Genomic DNA, 19,040 nt, shown 5'->3' with positions numbered 1-19,040 from the left:
CCGTCGGCCCGCCGGGACCGTCGGCCCGCCGGGTGACCGGCGCACGGGTCACGTCGCACAACCCCCCGCGCCTCGGCGCCCCGAGCCACCCGAGCCACGCCCCGAGCCATGCGCCGACCTTCCCGGGCCTTCCCACCACCCCTGGAATAAAATAAATGTTCGAAGAAAGCGCTCGACTTCGATCGCTTCCCTTACGAAATTCGCCCTCCCGGCGGTCGGCTGATCGCATCAGTCGCAAGAAAGGCTCGGAATATCAGCCAGATCGTGCGACACACCGGAGCAATTGGCAGATGGCCCCATGCAAACCCCTCTACCGTGTGAGGCGTGAGCAGCAGCGGCCTCATCTACGCAGTCATCGTCGGGGCCTGGGCCGCCTACTTGGTGCCGATGTGGCTCCGTAGGCAGGACGAGCTGAACGAAGCCCGTCCGACCGAACGCTTCAGTACCGCCATCCGGCTGCTGTCCGGACGGGCGGGAATGGAGCGCCGGTACGCCAAGGACCTGCAGGCGCGCTCGGACGCGGCGGACGAGCCGCGGAGCGACCCGGACCAAGTCACCGGCTCGGTGGACGTCCGGGCCTTGGCCGTGCCCACCCGCACGGAGCCGCGCCCGGGGCGCGGCTCCCGGACGCCGTCCGCGTCCCCGGCCGCGTCGGGCTCCTCCGCCTCCCCGTCGGCCGGTCGTCGTCCCGCCGCCGCCCAGCAGGTACCGGGCCAGGCGGTGTCCGCGCGGTACGAGCCCGGGCAGGACCCGGGCGCCCGGCGGGCCGCGGCCGGGGCTTCGGCCGGGCAGCCCGGGCCGGGGGGACAGCCGGGGGCGGAGCGGCACGCTGCCGGGCGCGGGTCGGCCGCCGCGGAGGCCGCTGCGCGCGCTCGGCGCTCGAAGGTGCTCGCACGCCGCCGCCGCACCACGGTGCTGCTCTTTCTCGCCTTCACGCTGGGCACCGTGATCGCCGCGGTGGGCGGGATCGCCCTCCTCTGGGCGCCCGGCGCCCCCGCCGTGCTGCTCAGCGTGTACATCGCGTACCTGCGCCGCCAGGAGCGGCGCCGTTTCACGTACATCATGGACCGCCGCCGCGCCGAGGCCGCGGCGCAGCGGCTGCGCGAGCGGCAGCCGCGCAGGCGGCCCGGCCCGGCCGCCCAGGACCCCGCCGGGCGCGGCAACGGCGGCGCTCCCGAGGGCGCCGGCGACTCCCGGCCGGGCGGCGACGCGCCCTCGCCGGAGCTCTCCGCGCTGGCCGCGGACCGCCGGGCACTGGTGGAGCAGACCGATCACGCCGAGTGGGTCGACCAGCAGCGCGAGCGCCGCCGCGGTCCCGCACCTGGCGAGAGCTGGGACCCCGTCCCGGTGCCGCTGCCCACCTACGTCACCGCACCCGTCGCACCGCGCGCCGGGGGCGACGTCGACCTCGGCGGCCCCGACACCTGGAGCTCGGTGCGGTCGTCCCCGGCCGAGCCCCCCGCGGGAGCACGCACGGAACCGTCCGAAGGGACGCACCCGGACGCGCCGGGAGACCCGGGGACGGACGCGGACCCGGCCACGGGCCCGGCGGGACCGGAGAACTCCAGGGGCCAGGCGGGCCCGGGCGGACGGGCCGCGGGCCGCAGGCGCGGTGGCGCGCAGGGCGGCGCGTCGGGTGCGTCGGGCGGCGCGCGGACGCGGGGCACACGGGCTCAGCGCGGGGGGAACGGGCGCGGGGGCGAGGACGCCAGCGATCGCGCCGCCCCCGGAGTCCCCGGCCCGGGCCCCTCAGCGGGCTCCGCCGACGGGGACGAGCAGGACGACACCGCGGGCGGACGCAGCGACGCCCGCCGCGCCGCATCGGCCCGGCGCTCCCGCGAGCGGGGGCGCACACCGCTCTTCGACCAGTACGCGGAGGGCGAGCGGCCGTGGGCCGCGAACCAGTGAGGCACCGGGCCATCGCGGTCACCCCGGTCCCAGAACCCCGGGTACGCCGGCACCGGATGTCCGGGTACGCCGGCAGGGGACGCCCGGGTACGCCGGCGCGGGATGCCGGGTACGCCGGCGTGGGACGCCCCGGCGCGAGTCCGCCGCGCGGTGGCTGACCAGCACCGGGGGCGTACCGGAACGCATTTCCAAGCACACGCGGCGGGATGCTAGAGTTTCACTCGTTGCAGGGGCCTGTGGCGCAGTCCGGTAGCGCACCTCGTTCGCATCGAGGGGGCCAGGGGTTCAAATCCCCTCAGGTCCACAACAACAAACACTGCACGCGCAGGGCCGTTCGTGGGTTAGCCCGGAACGGTTCGCAAGATCCCGATCAGACGGTCACCGTCGGGTCGGGATCTCGCCGTTTCAGGCTTGGTCAGTACGCCAGTCTGCCCACCGGCTCGCCGGGGCGACGCCCGCCGAGCGACGGGCCAGGATCAGCTGTGAGGATGCGGGCATGCCGCGGGAGCGCGGGCGTCGGGCCGTGTGCAAGCGGCTCCTCCAAGCGGGCGACCACTAGGATGCTGTTCGGCGGTTGAGCCGTTCAGGCCCCGCGACCAGGGGCAGCAGCGAGAGCCCATGCACTCGGCCGATGCTGCGCGGTGCACGACCTGCCTTTCGCGCCAGATGTTCAAGCCAGGAGGTCCCGGTGACTCCACCTGCGCGGCCGTCCGCGCCGAAGCCCGCCCCTCCCGCCGGCCGTGAACGCTGGTTCCAGCCGCGACGCTCCGGTCACGCGTGGGAGCAGGAGGGCCTGGAGCACATCCGGCAACTGATGCCGAAGGCGGAGCCCTACCGCGCGTGGGCGACATTCCAGTTCACGGCGCCGTCCGGCCGGGTCAACGAGTGCGATCTGCTGATCGCCGTGCCCGGTGGCGTGTACCTGCTGGAGCTGAAGGGACATCCGGGCCGGGTCGTCAACCACGGGGACACGTGGCAGTTCCACGGCGAACGGGTGCGCACGCTGAAGAACCCGCTGCATCTCACCGACGTCAAGGCCAAGGACCTCAAAGAACAGCTGGCGCGAGCGGCACGCGCCATGGGCGTCGATCCGAGGCGAGTTCCGTTCGTCAAGGCGGCGGTCTTCCTGCACAGCCCCGACCTGGCGAGTGACCTCGACGACTTTCAACGCACCGCGGTATACGGCCGCAACGGCGCGGGGAGTGGACTGCCCGGCATCTGGGACGGGCTGCTCGGCGTGCCGCCCGAGCGGGAGAGCTGGCGCGTCACGCCACAGAAGAGCCAGCTCCTCGAAGAGCTCATGAAACGCATCGGGGTCAGTCACTCGACGGCCCACCTGCGCTTCGGCGACGACTGGCGTTTGGAACCGCGTGCCCTGGATGCGGGGCCAAGCTGGGAGGACCGGCTCGCGATACGCGACGACGGTCTGGTCAAGGAGAGCGGTCGGGTACGGATCTACCTGGCCGGGGAGGCAGCGTCCGAGCAGCAGCGGCAGAAGGTCGACCGGGCGGCACTCCGCGAGTACCAGGTGCTCCAGGGCATCAACCACCGCGGGATCGTGCAGGCCGTGCAGATCCGCGAGCACGTCAGCGGACCCGCGATCCTGTTCCGGCACCGCGCGTCCGACCTGCGGCTCGACGCCTACCTCGACGCGTACGGTGGCCGGCTCACCCCCCAGGTCCGCCTCGACCTGGTGCGGCAGCTCGCCGAGGCGGTCCGCTACGCCCACAACCGCTCCCTCTACCACCGGGCCCTCTCCGCGCGCTCGGTATACGTGTCGGCGAAGGAGGACGGCGGCGATCCGGTCCTGCGGATCGCGGACTGGCAGACGGCCGCCCGCGACTTCCGGACCACCCTGCACCGCACGCTCGGGGACACCCCGTTGGACGGCGGCCTGATCGCCGACGTCGCCCAGGTGTACCTCGCCCCCGAAACGGACCAGGAGTTTGCCGATCCGGTCGACTTGGACGTCTTCGGCCTGGGCAGCCTCGCCTACCTGCTGCTCACCGGCCGTCCGCCGGCTGACCGGCGCGGTGCCCTGGTGGACCGGCTGCGCGAAGAGGGTGGCCTGCACCCGTACGCGGTTGCCGATGGTGTTTCGGCCGCCCTGGACGAGCTGGTCTTCCGGGCCACCGCCGCGGACGTACGGGACCGCTTGCCATCGGCCGACGAGTTCCTGGTGCTGCTGGATGCGGCGGAGGCCGACGCCACGACGCACGCGTCCCCGGGTTCAGACGTGGATCCGCTGACCGTCCAGCCCGGTCAGCCGCTGGACGGCACCTGGACGGTCGCCCGGGTGCTCGGCACCGGTGCCACGGCCCGAGCCCTGCTGGTACGCAGCACGGCCGACGAGCCGGGCGCCGGGACGGATTCCCTGCGGGTCTTCAAGGTCGCCCTGGACCACGAGAAGGACACCCGGCTGTACGCAGAGGCCCGGGCGCTCAAGGAGGTCGGCGGGGGCCGGATCGTTAAGCTGCTCGCCGAACCGCGCGAACTGGGCGATCGCACCATCCTGGAGATCGAGTACGCCGGCGGGTTCCGGGCTCCCGACGATCGAGACCCGGTGAGCCTCGGCTCGCGGCTGCGCGGCGAGGGCGCCCTCGGCTACGGCCAACTGGAACGCTTCGGGAACGACCTCTTCGACGCTCTCGACGCCCTTGCCGCCCGTGGGGTCCGCCACCGCGACATCAAGCCGGACAACCTCGGCCTCTTCAAACGAAGTGACGGTTCCTGGCAGCTGATGCTGTTCGATTTCTCCCTGGCCGAAGCCTCCGACCAGGACCTCCACGCCGGTACCCGCGGCTATCTGGACCCGTTCCTCGGTGGCAGCCGCCGGGCCCGTTACGACGACCACGCCGAGTGGTACGCGGCCGCGGTGACCCTGCACGAGATGGCCTCCGGTGAGCGACCGGTGTGGGGGGACGGCAAGACCGACCCGTTGACCGTGTCGGACGCCGAGCTGTACGTCGCCAGCGAGCTGTTCGACCAGACGCTGAGCGAGGGCCTGACCGAGTTCTTCCAGCGGGCGCTGCACCGCGACGTCGAGCGGCGCTACGACAGCCTGCGCGACATGCAGGAGGCATGGCGCCGGATCTTCCGCAGGGCGGACTCGACACGGCCGGCCACCACCCCCGCAACGGTCGGCATGACCGTCGGGGACATCGAGGACGCCCGCGAGCAGGCCGCGGCGGCAGCCGGTCTGAAGACGCCGCTGGAGGCGGCGGGCCTGTCCCCGCGCGCCGTGTCCGTCGCGGGGGCGCTCGGGGCGGCGACCGTCGAGGGCCTGCTCGACATCGCCCCGCACACGATCTCCCGGGCACGTGGCGCCGGCAACGTCATCCGCAAGGAACTCAACCGCCGGCACCGCCAGTGGACCCAGGCCCTGAGGAAGCGTCCCGCGTCCCACGGGCCCGTCGTCATCCCGACGGACGCCCCCCAGGAGGCGCTGGAGTCGGTGGAGACACTGGCCGCCCGGCTGACGCCCGAGGAGCGCAGGCGCCGGGGCAAGCCGCGCGCGGACGTCGTGCTCGCCACGCTCCAGTTGCCGGGCGGTGAGCGCCTGGAGCCCTGGCCCGCCCAGCCGGCCATAGCCAAGGCCCTCGGCATAAGTCAGCCCACGGTCTCCCAGCACCAGCAGGCCGCGGTCGAGCAGTGGGCGGCCCTTCCCTGGTTGCGCCGCATCAGGGACGAGTTGGTGCTGGTCCTGTCCGAGCACGGCCGGGTGATGACCGCCGAGGAACTCGCGGGCGAGCTGTGCGTCCGGCACGGTGCCGGTGCCGGCGACCCCCACGACACGCAATCCCGTGCGCTCGCCGTGGTCCGTGCGGCAGCGGACACCGAGGCCCGCAAGCGGGGTGGGGAGGGCGGCCCGGACGATGAGCTCCCAGCCCGGCTGGCCGTGCTGCGGCGCGGCGGGCGCGTGCTGCTGGCCCTGGAGGACCAGCCCGGCGCGGACGACCCGACGCCCGCCGAACTCGCTGACTACGCGGCGGCCCTCGGTGAGGTGGCGGCCGCAGTGGCACGCCGCGAACCCCTGCCCGGCCGTGCCACGGTGCTGCGCGAACTGCGCGGCGTGCCCGCCCCCGAAGGCATGGCGGCCCTGGCCGACACCCGGCTCGTCGACCTCGCCGCCGCGATGGCGGGCGGCGTGGGCGTCAGCCCGCGTTTCGAACTCTTCCCGCTGGACCTGGACCTCGTACGTGCCCTGCGGATCTCGCAGGCCGCCGCGGGCGTGCGCGCCGACACCGGCATCGGCACCGACGACCTCCTGGCCCGTCTACGCGCCCGCTTCCCCAGGTTGGCGGTGCTGGCCGACACCACCTACGTGGAGCTGGCGGACGCCCTGAGGGAAGCCGCCTTCCCGCTCGACTACGACCACAGGGCGAAGCGCTTCCTGCCGCGGGTCCCGGAGGCGCCCCGGAGCGGCATCGAACCGTCGGTCTCGATGCTCACCAGCACCGGCTCCCTCCTCGCGGCCGCACAGCGGGACCTGGCCCTGGGCCGGGACCCGAGGCGCGTGCTGGCCGCCCGCCTGGAGACGGCCCGCAAGCGGGGTGGTTTCGTCGCGCTCACCCTCAAGGGAACGGAGGTGCCGGGCGTCGCCGAGCGGCTGGCGACGCGTTTCGGCGTCGTGCCCGTCGCACTGGACGAGCTGTTCCTCACGACGCTGCGCGAGCTGGCCGCGGAGCAGGGCGCACCGTGGCAGGCGCTGCTGAAGGCCGACGCCAAGTACGCCGCCTCCGGAGTGATCGGTGCCGGCCTGGCCTCCTACACGCGCCTGGCGTCCGAGCGTCTGGCGGCCCGCGTCACCGCCCTGGCGGAGGGCTCGCAGCCGCGCACGGTCGTCCTCGCCCACCAGGCCGCGCTCATCACCCGCTACTGGTCGACGGGGGGCCGCGAACTGCTGGTCGCCCTCCAGGAAGCGGCCCGCCGCCCGGCCGACGCCCCGCACGGCCTGTGGCTGCTGGTCCCCATGGAGGACCCCGAGGCCTCGCCCGCCCTGGACGGCTGCACGGTCGACGTGGTGGATCGGGTGAGCGAGTGGGCGGTGCTGGAGGGATTGTTCCTCAAGGAGCTGAAGGAGGAGCAGGGAGAGAGGGTGCCGGAGCCATCGGCTCTTGGCTGATGGGCAAACAACTGCTGTGCTGCTGTGCCGGGTTGATGTACGGATCCCGCCCGCTCGGTTCCCGGATCACCTAGGATCCGGTGCGTGCCGGAAACTCCACCTGAGCGCCATTTTGCGTCTGCCGCGAAGCGGCACTTCGACGACGCCGACTTCCTCCGTACCGACGGGCGGCTGCCCACCGCCGACCACCTTTACGGATTCGCGGCCGAGTGCGCCGTGAAGAGCCTGCTGCTGCGGTTCACCGAGGTGACCATGGGGCAGCCCAAGCCTCAGGCGCCGCACCCGGACAACCCGAGCCGTGTGATCCAGTTCGGGCACGTCAACGAACTCGTTGGCGAGGTCAGGCTGCTGGCACGCGGCCGGACCGGAGCACCGATCCACGCCGCACTCGACGGTGACCTGCGCGCGTTCACGGAATGGCATGTGAAGTACCGGTACTTTGACGGCACCTACGTCCAGGTGGACGTGGTGGGCAAGCGCCGGGACGCCGCCCACCGCATACTCTCCCTGCACGAACAGGCCGTACTCAACGGAAGGCTGCCGTGACCACCCGCCCCTCTCCGGTCCGCTTCGACGAGGCACGGCACCGTGCGTTCGAGACCGCCCGCGCCGCCGCCGGCAGGGGTTTCCCCGTCGTGCTGGTCCGGGACGTGCTCGGCCGCTTCTCCCTCGTCGTCGACGACACGGGTGGACGCAGCGCGGGCCGGTTGCCGCAGGACTGGACGGCGGAGCTCACCGAACGCCTCGGCCCGTACCTGTCCGACCAGCCGGTGCTGCTCGCCTCGGAGATGTTCTCCGCGGACGCGCTGCTGAACTCCCCGCGCACCGTGCCCGACCCCGCCGGCCCGGCCGGTGCGGGCTCTGTCCGGTTCCTCGACAACACCGTCGTCGGTGAGGACTGGGCCAAGGTCTCCCGGCCGGTCCGTCCGTCCGGCGACGACCGCCCGCACCGCATGACGCTGTACGGCTTCAAGGGCGGCGTCGGCCGCACCACGGCGACCGCGGTGCTCGCCCGCCACCTGGCCGACCGGGGACACCTGGTCCTCGTCGTCGATCTGGACCTGGAGTCGCCCGGCGCCGGCCCGCTGCTCGTCGGCAAGGACCTGCCGCCGTACGGGCTCGTGGACCAGCTCGTGGAGGCCGCGGTCGGCAACGCCGACGGCATGGAGGTCGTGACCCGCTCCTCGTACACGCCGCGGAGCCGGTTCGGCGAGCTGTGGGTGGCCCCCGCCAGGGGCGAGGGCCCCCAGGGCGTGCCCTACTCGTTCGTCGACAAGCTGAACCGCGTCTACGCCGACACCGCCGACGCGACCTTCGCCGACCGGCTCGAACAGGCGGTGGGCGCCTGCGAGGACGCCGTCGAGCGCGCCGGTGACAGCGGACGCCGCCCCGACGTCGTCCTGCTGGACAGCCGGGCCGGCATCCACGACGTCGCCGCCGTCGCGATCTCGCGCCTGTGCGACCTGGCGCTGCTGTTCGGCGCGAACAGCGCTCAGACCTGGGAGGGCTACGGCGACCTGTTCACCGCCTGGCGGTCCTCGGGACAGGCCCCGCGGATCCGGGAGCGGCTGCGCATGGTGGCCTCGATGGTGCCCGACTCGGTGCACTACCCCATGGAGGAGTATCTGGACGCCTTCCGCCGGAAGGCGTTCGAGTGCTTCGAGACCCTCTACGACGAGGTCGTCCCACGGCGCGACGGCGACGGGCAGAGCGGCGGTGGCGACCCCGCCGCCCCCGAGGAGCCGTACGCGCCGAGCGAGTCCGACGAGTCGGCTCCGCACTGGGCCATCCCGATCCTGTTCGAACCGGGCCTGGTGGGCATGGACGCGGTCGCCGCACCGGGCTGGCAGGACCGCGCGTTCGTCCGGGCCGCGTACGGTGACTTCGTGGCCACCGTCGGTGGGCTGGTCGAGGAGGCCCTGGCGGCGCGTGGGAGCCGGGAAGGAACGTGATGGCCGAGGCGCCCCTCACCGCGGGCGAGTACCGCGACCTGCTGTCGTCCGCGCTGGAGGACGCCGCCTACGCCGACACCCGGCAGCCGACCGCGCACACCCTCTTCATGCCGGACGCGCACCGCAACGCGCTGTACGTGGACACCACGGTGGTGCCGGGCGGCCGGGGAGTCGGCAAGACCTTCTGGTACCACTCGCTGCTTCAGGACGAGCTCCGCGAACTCGCCGCGGTCGAGTACCGCATCAACCGGTTGAGCCGCCTGCGTGTCGCTCCTGGTTTCGGCTTGAAGCTGCGGCTGGATTGTTACCCAGGCGGGCTTGCCCTGCGGGCCCTGGTCGAGGCGGGCGAAGACCCGTACCTCATCTGGTACGCGGTCCTGTTGACTTCCCTCGGCCAGGAGGAGCTGTGCGCCCGGCCGGAGTGGCCCGACAAGATCGCCTGGGTGCGTGCCAACCCCGGCCCCGCTCAGCGCACCCTGGAGCGCGCGGACCGCGAGCTGTACGAGCAGAAGCAGGTCCACCTGCTGCTCTTCGACGCCCTGGAGCACTTGCACCCCGACCGCAATCAGGCGGACCGACTGGTCGCCGGCATCCTGCGGCTGGCCCTGGAGATGCGGTTCGGCACCGGCAGTATCCGCCTGAAGGTCTTCATCCGCCCGGACATGTTCGATGCGGCGAAGCTGCACTTCGCGGACGCCTCGAAGCTGTCGGGCTACGCGGCGCGGCTGGAGTGGAGCCGCACCGACCTGTACGGCCTGCTGTTCCACTTCCTCGGCAACGAGGACGGCGACCGGGCCGACCTGGGACGCCGCTTCCGCGGCATCACCGGAGGCTGGGAGCCCTACGGCGACGGCGCGCGCCATGTCCCGCCGCCGCTGCTGCGCAACGACGAGGCGATCCAGAGCCGGACGTTCGAGCCGATCGCAGACCCGTTCATGGGTGGCAACTACCGCAAGGGCAAGCCCTACACCTGGCTGCCCAACCACCTCATGGACGGTCAGGGCCGGATCAGCCCGCGCAGCTTCCTCAAAGCCCTGTGGACTGCGGCCGAGGCCACTCGCAGCGGTTACCCTTCCCACGACCGCGCCCTGCACCAGGAGGCGATCCGCCAGGGCGTCCAGGAGGCGTCGAAGGGCCGCGTGGCGGAGGTCAGCGAGGACACGCCGTGGGTCGAGCTGGCGATAACTCCGCTCGCCGGCCACCAGGTGCCCATCGAGAAGGACAAGGTGCTGCACCTGTGGGGGGAGCGGGACCTGCCGGCCGAGCTGGCCCGGGACTCCGCCCGCTATGCGCAGCTCGACGAGCCCGAACTCGTCAAGACGGGCCCGCGTCACCCGGACGACCTGCCCCGCTTGGTGGATGAGCTGATCGAGCTGGGCGTCATGACGTGGCCCCGCAGCGACGGGCGCCTGGACCTGCCCGACGTGTACCGGATCGCGTTCGGTCTGGGCCGCAAGGGCGGGGTGCCGCGGCCGAAGCCGTAGGCCCCCGCCGCATCCCCTCCTCCGACCCGACCCGCCGTGTTCCGGATCGCGGCGGGTCCCGATCGGGGCGGCGGGGCTGGCAGGATGGGTGGGCGGCCGCCCGGGCGGGCGGCCGGGCGGCCGCCCGGGGGAGCTCGGCCGCCGCGCAGGGGATGGAGAGGTTCCACGGGTGTCGTCTGAAGAAGTCCGTACCGTGCCGGGCGCGTCGCTGGACCGCGCGAAGCAGCAGGCGTTGCTGAAGGATCTCCAGAAACAGGTCGCCCTCCTGGAGGCGGACCTGCGCCGGCAGGCCCGCCTGGAGAGGTTCGACGGGCCGCTGCGGGCCGAGTACGCCCGCGCCGTGCAGGCAGACCGTACGGCAGCCGACTACGAGCCGTGGCTCGACGACCGCCTCGTTCAGATCGCCGCCGCGTGGGTGCTGGCCTGCGTCTTCGTCCGCTTCTGCGAGGACAACGGGCTGATCCCGGAGGCGTGGCTGTCGGGCCCCGACGAGCGGCTGGCCGAAGCTCAGGACCGCCACGACGAGTACTTCCGCGCCCATCCCGAGCGCAACGACCGGGACTGGCTGAAGGAGGCCTTCCAGGCCCTCGCCGATGCCCACGCCACCGCAAGGGGCCTCTTCGACGAGCGGTACAACCCGTTGTACGAGGTCGAACCGTCCTACGAGGCCGCCAGCCGCCTGCTGGCCTTCTGGCGCGAACGCGGCCCGGATGCCAAGATCCGCTACAACTTCAAGGACGAGGAGCTGAACACCCGCTTCCTCGGCGACCTCTATCAGGACCTCTCCGAGCACGCCCGCAAGACCTACGCCCTGCTCCAGACCCCCGTCTTCGTCGAGGAGTTCATCCTCGACCTGACGCTGGAACCGGCCGTGGAGGAGTTCGGCCTCGACCCGGTGTGGAAGCACCGGCCGGATGGCTGGCGCGGCGAGGTCGACGGCGACGGCCAGGTGCGCGGCCTGCGCTGCATCGACCCGGCGTGCGGCTCGGGTCACTTCCTGCTGGGCCTGTTCCGGCGCCTGCTCGCCAAGTGGATCGACCTGGAACCCGGCACCGACCGCTGGCTCCTCATCCGCCGCGCCCTGGAATCCGTCCACGGCGCCGACAAGAACCCGTACGCGGCGTCCATCGCACGCTTCCGGCTGCTCGTGGAGGCCCTGAAGGCGGGCGACATCCGGGACCTTAGGGCCGCTCCCGGGCTGCCGATCCGGGTGGCGGTGGCGGATTCGCTGCTGCACGGCCGGGAGGCCGGCCGGGACCGGGACCCGACGCTGGACGACGCCGAGCGGGGCGACGTCTTCACGTACCGGACGGAGGACGTCGGGCAGTACGTGGGTGAGGCGGACCTGCTGGGACGGGGCTCTTACCACGTGGTGGTGGCCAACCCGCCGTACATCACGGTCAAGGACAGGCAGGAGAACCAGAATTACCGGGAGGCCTACTGGGCCTGCTCGGGCAAGTACGCTCTGTCGGTGCCGTTCGCCCAGCGGATTTTCGATTTGGCGGTGCGGGCCGGTGGTGGTGAGCAGGACGGTGGGTTCACCGGGCAGATCACTGCGAACTCCTTTATGAAGCGGGAGTTCGGCAAGGTCCTCATCGAGTCGTTCTTCCACGGGGGCGTGCCGTATACGGATCCGGTGATCAAGCGGAAGCGGACTTTCGGGGGTGTCGATCTCACGCATGTCATCGATACGTCTGGGGCCTATATTCCTGGGCATGGTACGCCGACGGTGATACTGGTTGGGCGGAATCAGGTGGCACGGCAGGCGCGGCCTATTCGGGCTGTGTTGGGGGTGCGGGGGGAGGCGAGTGTTCCGGAGGACGGGGAATTCGGTCCTGTTTGGCTTTCGATCACTGAGTTGGTGGGGAAGCCGGGGAGCGAGTCGGAGTGGGTGAGTGTGGAGGATGCGGAGCGGGGTCGATTCGCTACGTATCCGTGGTCGCTTAGTGGCGGTGGTGCCAAACCCGTCATGGAACTGCTTGAGCGGGCTCCAAATCGACTGGCGACAGCTATTTCGGAGATCGGCCGCACAACTCATACCGGGCAAGATGAGGCATACTATATGCCCCCGCCGACTGTAGTAACGCGTGGTCTGGTTGCTGGAAGTGTGCCTGTGATCCTCGGGGACGATGTGCGAGATTATTGCGTCTCGCCCTCAACGCGAACTCTTTTTCCGTATGCGACGGTGGCGCCTCAGAGCGTACGGGGTTGCCTTAGAGATCTGACTGCGAACGAAGAGAAGTTCATCTGGAGGAACCGGGCGGTACTTCGTGGGCGGCTGGACTTCGGGCGGACGCCAGAGCAGCGAGGGCTTAGCTGGTTTGCGCACAGTATGTTTTTTCCGAAGCGCTATCGGAGCGATTACTCTATCGCTTTTCCGTTTGTCTCTACTCATAATCATTTTGTTCTTGATTGCGGCGGTAAGGTTTTTAATCGTACTGCGCCTGTGGTTAAGTTGCGTGAAGATGCTGGCGAGGAGCGGCATCTGGAGTTGCTAGGGGTGCTAAACTCTTCGGTTGCTTGCTTTTGGCTGAAGCAGGTAAGTCATGACAAGGGGAGTCAAGGGGTTAACGAGGGTTTCAAGTCGCAGGAGTGGGAGAGATTTTTCGAGTTCACTGGAACGAAGCTCCAAGAATTTCCGCTCGTCGAAACTCTCCCTCTAGCTCTTGCCTATCAGCTTGACACTCTTGCGCGGGACCTCGCCCACCATGAGCCCACCGCCGTCGCTGGCTCCGAAACGCCCACCCGCGCCGCCCTAGCAGAGGCCTGTGCCGCGCAGGAGCGGATCCGTTCCCGAATGATCCTCCTCCAGGAAGAGCTGGACTGGACCGTGTACGGGGCGTACGGGCTGCTCACACCCGATGAGGTCGCTCGGACCACGATGCCGGGTGACCCGGCCGAGCTGAACGACGCCGACGTGCCGCAGCTTCGACTTGGACAGCGGGCGTTCGAGATCGATCTGAAGCGGAAGGTGGATCGCGGCGAAGTCGAGACCGCCTGGTTCACTCGCCACGGGTCCACCGAGACCGCCGTCTCCGAGATCCCGGCCGACTGGCCCGAGGCGTACCGGAAGGTCGTACAGGCCCGGCTCGACATCATCGAGTCCAACAAGGACATCCGGCTGATCGAGCGGCCCGAGTACAAGCGGCGCTGGTCCACCGAGCCCTGGGAGAAGCGGGAGGCCGCCGCCCTCCGGACCTGGCTGCTGGACGCCGCCGAGCGCAAGGAACTGTGGTTCGAAGAGCGCGGCGACTACGTCGCTCCCCGCCCGCTCACCGTGTTCCAGCTCGCCGACGCCCTGCGGCACGACGAGGACGTCCAATCCGTCGCCGCCCTCTACGCCGCCGACCACCTCGGCAACCGGCACGCCTCCCTCGCGACCGTCCTCGCCACCGTCATTGAGCCCGAACACGTCCCGTACCTCGCTGCCCTGCGCTACAAGGACTCCGGCCTGCGCAAGCGCGCGGTGTGGGAGCGGGTGTGGGACCAGCAGCGCGAAGAGGACCGCGACGGTAAGCGGCTCGACATCAAGGTCCCGCCGAAGTACGCCGGTGCTGACTTCCTCAAGCACTCCTACTGGTCGAACCGCGGCAAGCTGGACGTGCCCAAGGAACGGTTCATCTCCTACCCCGGCGCCTCCCCGGACGCCGACCCGTCACTTCTCCTCGGCTGGGCCGGCTGGAACCACCGGGATCAGGCGGAAGCGCTCGTCAACCTGATCAACGACCGTTCCTCGGTGAACGGCTGGGAGAGGGAAGACCCGCGTTTCGTTCCGCTGCTCGCCGGGCTCCAGGAGGTCATGCCCTGGGTGCACCAGTGGTACGACGAGGACGACGAGGAGTGGGGCGGCAACCCCGCCGAAGAGTTCCAGACCGTGCTGAACCGAGCCTGTGCGGAGCGCCGCCTCTCGGAGTCCGACCTCCGTGCCTGGCGCCCGGAGAAGCGGCGCGGCGGCCGGAGGTCGGCTGTCGAGTAGCGCGTCAACTGGCGGAGTCGGCTGTATCGCTGGGCGGCTGCTCGGCGCACACGAAAGTGCCCTTGACCGGAACCGTTATAACGAGGCCCTGATCGCGGAGTTCGCGGACGGCCCGGCGAACTGTGGTGACAGCTACGCCGTACTGCTCCGCGAGGTCACGTTCACCAGGAAGTCGTGCGCCGACTGGCAGGCGCCCCTTGCGGATCTGCTCGGCGATGTGGTGCACGACCTGTAGATACACGTAGACGTGGCTCGCTGGGTCGGGCCTCCAGTCACGGTCGTCAACCATGGCTGCACGCTAAGGCGTCGTATAGCGATGCGCTATACCCGATAGCACACGTGTGCTATGAAGTGCTCTGCATTGCTATGCACTGCTATCCAGTGCAAACTGGGCAACAGAAGACCCCGGCGAGGTGGCCAGACCTCCCGGGGCATGGCCAACGCTGACTAGGAGCGTCGACGTGCAGAACCTTATCCGCCGCATCGCCGAATGGCTGAGCCTGCTGTTCGGCCCTGGCACCGGCACCCACCGCCGAGGCCCCCGCCACGCATTACCCGCACGCCGCCGGCGGCCGAACGTGGGCTCCGCCCAATCCACTGCCCCAGTCGCCGCCCCGGTTCACCTCACCGCCGTACCGTCCCCCGACCAGCGCCCCGCACACCTACCACCCCGCCCCCGCTCCCCGTACGGAGCAGCCGGAGCCGCCGACACCCGCATCGACGCCACCGCCACCGGCCCCGCCTTCGTACGCCCCTACGTCCTGGCGCACGAACGCGAACGCGAACGTCAGCGGCGGCGCCGGATCGCCCTGGTGCTCGCCGCGGACTTCGGAGTGGACTTTGACCAGCACCTGGTCGGCGCGCCAGACGCGCCCCTCGGGCAGAAGGCGGCGGCGTGACGAACCCCCAGAAGCGGAACCGGCAGCAAACCCCGAAGCAAGACCGGAAGCCGGAGCAGAGGCAGGACCAGAGGGTGGGCGAGAAGGTGGGTCGGAAGGTGAGTCGGCAGGAAGTTCCGACGGGAACGTCGATCCCGCCCCGTCTGCTGCCGTGGCCGTCCGAGGACGGCAAGCCCTGCTACCTCCTCCCGGACGCCGACGGCGGCTACCTCTCACGGCTGGCCGACGACATGGAGTCCGAGCAGCTCGAAACGGGCGCGGCGGTGCTGGGACACGCGCGGAAACTGCTGGACGATCCCACGTCGCCGTACACGGAGGTGCGGTACGCCGGGATCCGGCTCGCCGAGTGCCTGGGCGACGCACTGCGGGTCGCCGAGTCCCGCGGCATGCGCATCCCCGCGCCGGAACCCGAACCGCACACACCGGAGACCGCCGAGCCAGGCAGCACCGGCACCTGCACCAGCGCCAGCACCGGCCCCGATCCCGGCCCCGGAGTCCACCCGGCCGCCCGCGACGAGTAGTCCGAACGCACCGCGGACGCTGTCCGAACCGCACCACCTGGCTCGGACGGCGTCCGCTCGTGTTCTTCGCCCAGCGAGCGACGGCCGGATGACCGAGCGCCCGCTTGCTCTGTGCACCTGTCCGACTACTGTCTAGTGCAGGACCCTGGCGTCCACCAGGCTGGACCAGGTCGGCAACTGGACCGGCCCACAAACGGGGAGGGGGCTCACGCGTGGCGTGGGACGAGTGGGAACAGCTCAAGACGCAAGCCGCCGAGCGGCAGTCAGCCGGGATGCAGATCGACCACCTGCCCGATCCGGACAGGGGCGGAGGCGGGGCCAGGAGCAGCGTCACCGGGGGCCTGAAGTCCACGAAGGCCGCGTGGAACAAGGCGGGCGAAGGTGTCGGCGGGCTGCGCGAAGGGATCGGCAAGGCCCTGAATCGACTTGAGGACGGGCAGAAAGGGCTGGTCTCCGACGCCGGCTGCCTGTGTACCGGCGCGCAGAAGGACGTGTACGACTCCTGGGCGCGCTACGTGAAGAGCGTGGGCGAGCGCTGCGGCAGCGTTAAGGAGATCTTGGAACAGGTCGGGCACGACCTGCTGATGACTGACGAGTCCGTACGGTCCGCATTCGGTGCGATCGACACCACGTACGCCGACACACCCGCCCTCGGCGGGCAGGGTACCGGGCGGTGACCGGCGGCCATGGACCTCGCGACGCTCAAGAAGCTGAAGCCGTCCGAGTTCGAGGAAGCGGCTGACGGGTACCGCGCCGTCGGCGAGATGGCCAGCGCGGCCAAGGACCACCTCGACAACGTCGTGGTCGCCGGCATGCGCAAGGCCCTCAGCGGCCAGGCCCTGGAAACGGCGGCCGGAGAACTGAAGAAGCTCTCCGCCGACTTCCACTACACGCAGATCGAATGCGGACTGGTGAGCACGGCGCTCAATGGCTTCGCCCACGACATCGACGCTGCCCGGAAGAAGCTCCTGTCCGCACTCGACGACGCGGAGGCGCTCACGTTCACGGTCAACGCGGACGGCAGCGTCACCTACCCGGAAGGACAGTCGAGGAACGGGGTCGAGTTACCCCCGAGGGGCGGCACGGTCGGTGGCGCCACGGACCCGACCGCCCAGGCCGTGGGCCGCCAGTCCGCCCACTTAGACCCCAATCCCCACCACGCCGAGGCACTCGCCCTCGCGGATCGCATCGCCGCTGCGCTCAAGGAGGCGACGGAGGCGGACGCGAAGTGGGAGCCGAAGATCCGGGCGCTCAAGGCCGACGACGACCTCACCGTGTCCAACCAGGACCTCAAGGACGCCCTGTCGGACATGGGCGGCGTACGGGAGGCGGGAAAGAACTATCTGGACTCCATCGGTGGCCCTCCCAAGGGCGCCACCCCTCAGCAGAACGCCGACTGGTGGCGGGGCCTGACCCCCGAGGAACGGGAGGCGTACCTCTCCACGCACCCCGATCTCGTCGGCACGTTGGACGGTCTGCCCTCCGCGGTCCGGGACGAGGCCAACCGGATCGTGCTCGACGAGAAGCAGGCCGAGTACCAGGTCAAGCTGGACTCGATCCCGAAACCGCCCGCGAACGAGTGGACGTGGATCATGGCAGGCACGTACCCGTCCAAGGTCCACACGGACGAGTGGATGGCGTGGGACAAGAAGTACGGCGACGAGTACCGTCATCTCACCGCTTCGCTGGGCGGCATGAAGGCGATAAGGAACCGCTTCGACGACACCGGGAAAGAGGGACTGCCCGAGGCGTACCTGCTCGGCTTCAGCCCGGAAGGCAACGGCCGGGCCATCGTCGCCAACGGCAACCCGGACACGGCTCAGCACCAGGCGGTGTATGTGCCAGGCACTACATCGAACCTGGAAGGGATCGGCGGCGACATCAACCGGATGACCGAACTCTGGCGCCAGACGAGCAAGGCGGACCCGAACGCCTCCGTCTCCACCATCACCTGGCTCGGATACGACGCCCCGCAGGACATCGTCAAGGACTCCCCCTTCGAGCACTACGCCTACGACGGGGCACCGGCCTATCGGCAGTTCATGGACGGCCTCGACGCTTCACACAGCGGCCCCGGCGAACCCCATCGCACCGCCATCGGGCACTCCTACGGCACCACCCTCATCGGCGCCGCCGCACAGACCGGCGACCTCAACGCCGATGACGTGATCTTCGCAGGTAGTCCCGGCGTCAAGGTCGGTTCCGCCGAGGAGATGGACGCACCGAAGGGGCACGTGTGGAACGAGGAGGCCGACGGGGACCCGGTCCCCGACATCGGCCGTTGGGGCCACGGCGGCAGCCAGTGGAAACTCGGCGGCGGCACCTTCCTCATCCCCAGCGACGAGGTCTTCGGCGCGAACCAGATGAACACGCACGCAGAAGGCAGCGGTCCCACGGCCACCACGGGAGCGGAAGGCCACAGTGAGTACTGGAACCGGGGCACGACCGCGTTGAAGAACCAGGCACTGGTCGTGGTCGGCGAGTATGACGACGTCACGAAGCCCCGGTGAGCGCCGCAGCGGTACCGGCCCGCCGAGCGATCCGCCACCGGCCCACCCAAGGACACCTAGGACCCTCATGCTCCGTGCACTATGCTCCGCCGCTCGTCGGCCCCGCGTGGTCGGCGTTCCCGTGACACTCGCACTGACTGGACTTCTCCTGAGCGGATGTGGCATGACCGAGGACGACGCACCTTCGGAGATCCCGTACGCGGGGACCGCCGGCACCGATGAAGCGGTCGCCGCAGTCAAGGGCGTCTCCAGCCAGATTTACGACTTCGCAGGTGTTCCCGGCAAAGCATCTGAACCCGGGCCCGGTGTCAAGGAATGCGAGGGCAAGGACCCGAAGAAGTACTTCGTGGTCTATCACCCGTGGAATTTCGCTCCGAAGAGCGCCGACGACATCGACGCGGCCATGGCGAACCTGAAGAAGAAGCTGAACACCGGCGGCTGGGTCGTCAAGGACACCTACCGGGACAACAGCCCCAACAAGAACCTCAACCTGGTGGCGGACAACGATTCCAAGAAGATGAGTGTCTGGATCGTCGCGTACGGCGAGCGCGACACGCCGAGCCTCGGCATCGAGGTCACATCCGGTTGCTACCGAGTACCCGAGGGACAGACGATCGACCACTTCTGACCGCCCGGTCCGCCTCCGGCCCGCCCCGGTCCGCCCC

The 19,040-nt window shown here is 70.4% G+C and carries 12 protein-coding genes and 1 tRNA gene; 12 read left to right on the top strand and 1 reads right to left on the bottom strand.

Annotated features, from left to right (window positions below):
• Positions 1-324 precede the first annotated feature (324 nt).
• The 7 genes from ACSMXW_RS14970 to pglX all read left to right on the top strand — a co-directional run bounded on the left by ACSMXW_RS14970 (position 325) and on the right by pglX (position 14,445).
• A complete protein-coding gene (locus ACSMXW_RS14970) occupies positions 325-1,908 on the top strand; it encodes a hypothetical protein (protein WP_485806849.1) in 1,584 nt (527 codons plus the stop codon).
• Positions 1,909-2,138: 230 nt separating this feature from the next.
• Positions 2,139-2,212 (top strand) — tRNA-Ala (locus ACSMXW_RS14965).
• Between the two features lie 384 nt (positions 2,213-2,596).
• Positions 2,597-7,033 (top strand): BREX system serine/threonine kinase PglW, encoded by a 4,437-nt coding sequence (gene pglW / locus ACSMXW_RS14960; protein WP_485806848.1) that lies wholly within the window; start codon positions 2,597-2,599, stop codon positions 7,031-7,033.
• Positions 7,034-7,117: 84 nt separating this feature from the next.
• A complete protein-coding gene (locus ACSMXW_RS14955) occupies positions 7,118-7,579 on the top strand; it encodes a hypothetical protein (RefSeq protein WP_485806847.1) in 462 nt (153 codons plus the stop codon).
• Positions 7,576-8,985, top strand: a complete 1,410-nt coding sequence (locus ACSMXW_RS14950; RefSeq protein WP_485806846.1) for a KGGVGR-motif variant AAA ATPase — start codon at positions 7,576-7,578, stop codon at positions 8,983-8,985. Before ACSMXW_RS14955 ends, ACSMXW_RS14950 begins: the two co-directional genes overlap by 4 nt.
• On the top strand, positions 8,985-10,469 hold the full coding sequence (locus ACSMXW_RS14945; RefSeq protein WP_485806845.1) for a hypothetical protein: 1,485 nt from the start codon (positions 8,985-8,987) through the stop codon (positions 10,467-10,469). Before ACSMXW_RS14950 ends, ACSMXW_RS14945 begins: the two co-directional genes overlap by 1 nt.
• Before the next feature lie 169 nt (positions 10,470-10,638).
• The gene (pglX, locus tag ACSMXW_RS14940) at positions 10,639-14,445 is read left to right on the top strand and encodes a BREX-2 system adenine-specific DNA-methyltransferase PglX (RefSeq protein ID WP_485806843.1); all 3,807 of its coding nucleotides are present in this window, start codon (positions 10,639-10,641) and stop codon (positions 14,443-14,445) included.
• A 4-nt stretch (positions 14,446-14,449) separates the two neighbouring features.
• On the opposite strand, the gene ACSMXW_RS14935 is transcribed toward pglX, so the two are convergent.
• The gene (locus tag ACSMXW_RS14935) at positions 14,450-14,734 is read right to left on the bottom strand and encodes a GntR family transcriptional regulator (RefSeq protein ID WP_485806841.1); all 285 of its coding nucleotides are present in this window, start codon (positions 14,732-14,734) and stop codon (positions 14,450-14,452) included.
• A 289-nt stretch (positions 14,735-15,023) separates the two neighbouring features.
• Between ACSMXW_RS14935 and ACSMXW_RS14930 the strand changes: the two genes are divergently transcribed.
• From ACSMXW_RS14930 to ACSMXW_RS14910, 5 genes are all read left to right on the top strand, one after another.
• A complete protein-coding gene (locus ACSMXW_RS14930; RefSeq protein WP_485806839.1) occupies positions 15,024-15,344 on the top strand; it encodes a hypothetical protein in 321 nt (106 codons plus the stop codon).
• A gap of 98 nt (positions 15,345-15,442) precedes the next feature.
• Positions 15,443-15,865 (top strand): hypothetical protein, encoded by a 423-nt coding sequence (locus ACSMXW_RS14925; RefSeq protein ID WP_485806838.1) that lies wholly within the window; start codon positions 15,443-15,445, stop codon positions 15,863-15,865.
• Between the two features lie 212 nt (positions 15,866-16,077).
• Positions 16,078-16,542 carry a hypothetical protein gene (locus tag ACSMXW_RS14920; protein ID WP_485806836.1) on the top strand — a complete coding sequence of 155 codons (465 nt, stop codon included), beginning with the start codon at positions 16,078-16,080 and terminating at the stop codon, positions 16,540-16,542.
• 9 nt (positions 16,543-16,551) lie between these two features.
• Positions 16,552-18,375 carry an alpha/beta hydrolase gene (locus ACSMXW_RS14915; protein WP_485806834.1) on the top strand — a complete coding sequence of 608 codons (1,824 nt, stop codon included), beginning with the start codon at positions 16,552-16,554 and terminating at the stop codon, positions 18,373-18,375.
• 163 nt (positions 18,376-18,538) lie between these two features.
• The gene (locus ACSMXW_RS14910; RefSeq protein WP_485806833.1) at positions 18,539-19,003 is read left to right on the top strand and encodes a hypothetical protein; all 465 of its coding nucleotides are present in this window, start codon (positions 18,539-18,541) and stop codon (positions 19,001-19,003) included.
• Positions 19,004-19,040: the final 37 nt, after the last annotated feature.

Source organism: Streptomyces sp. DSM 116793, from assembly GCF_057320905.1.
This window is presented reverse-complemented; position numbering and strand designations above follow the sequence as displayed.

Excerpts from the sequence above, each read along its gene's own strand:
- ACSMXW_RS14915 (WP_485806834.1), top strand. The coding sequence starts at position 16,552 with ATGGACCTCGCGACGCTCAAGAAGCTGAAGCCGTCCGAGTTCGAGGAA.
- ACSMXW_RS14910 (WP_485806833.1), top strand. The coding sequence starts at position 18,539 with ATGACCGAGGACGACGCACCTTCGGAGATCCCGTACGCGGGGACCGCC.
- ACSMXW_RS14935 (WP_485806841.1), bottom strand. The coding sequence starts at position 14,734 with ATGGTTGACGACCGTGACTGGAGGCCCGACCCAGCGAGCCACGTCTAC.
- ACSMXW_RS14945 (WP_485806845.1), top strand. The coding sequence starts at position 8,985 with ATGGCCGAGGCGCCCCTCACCGCGGGCGAGTACCGCGACCTGCTGTCG.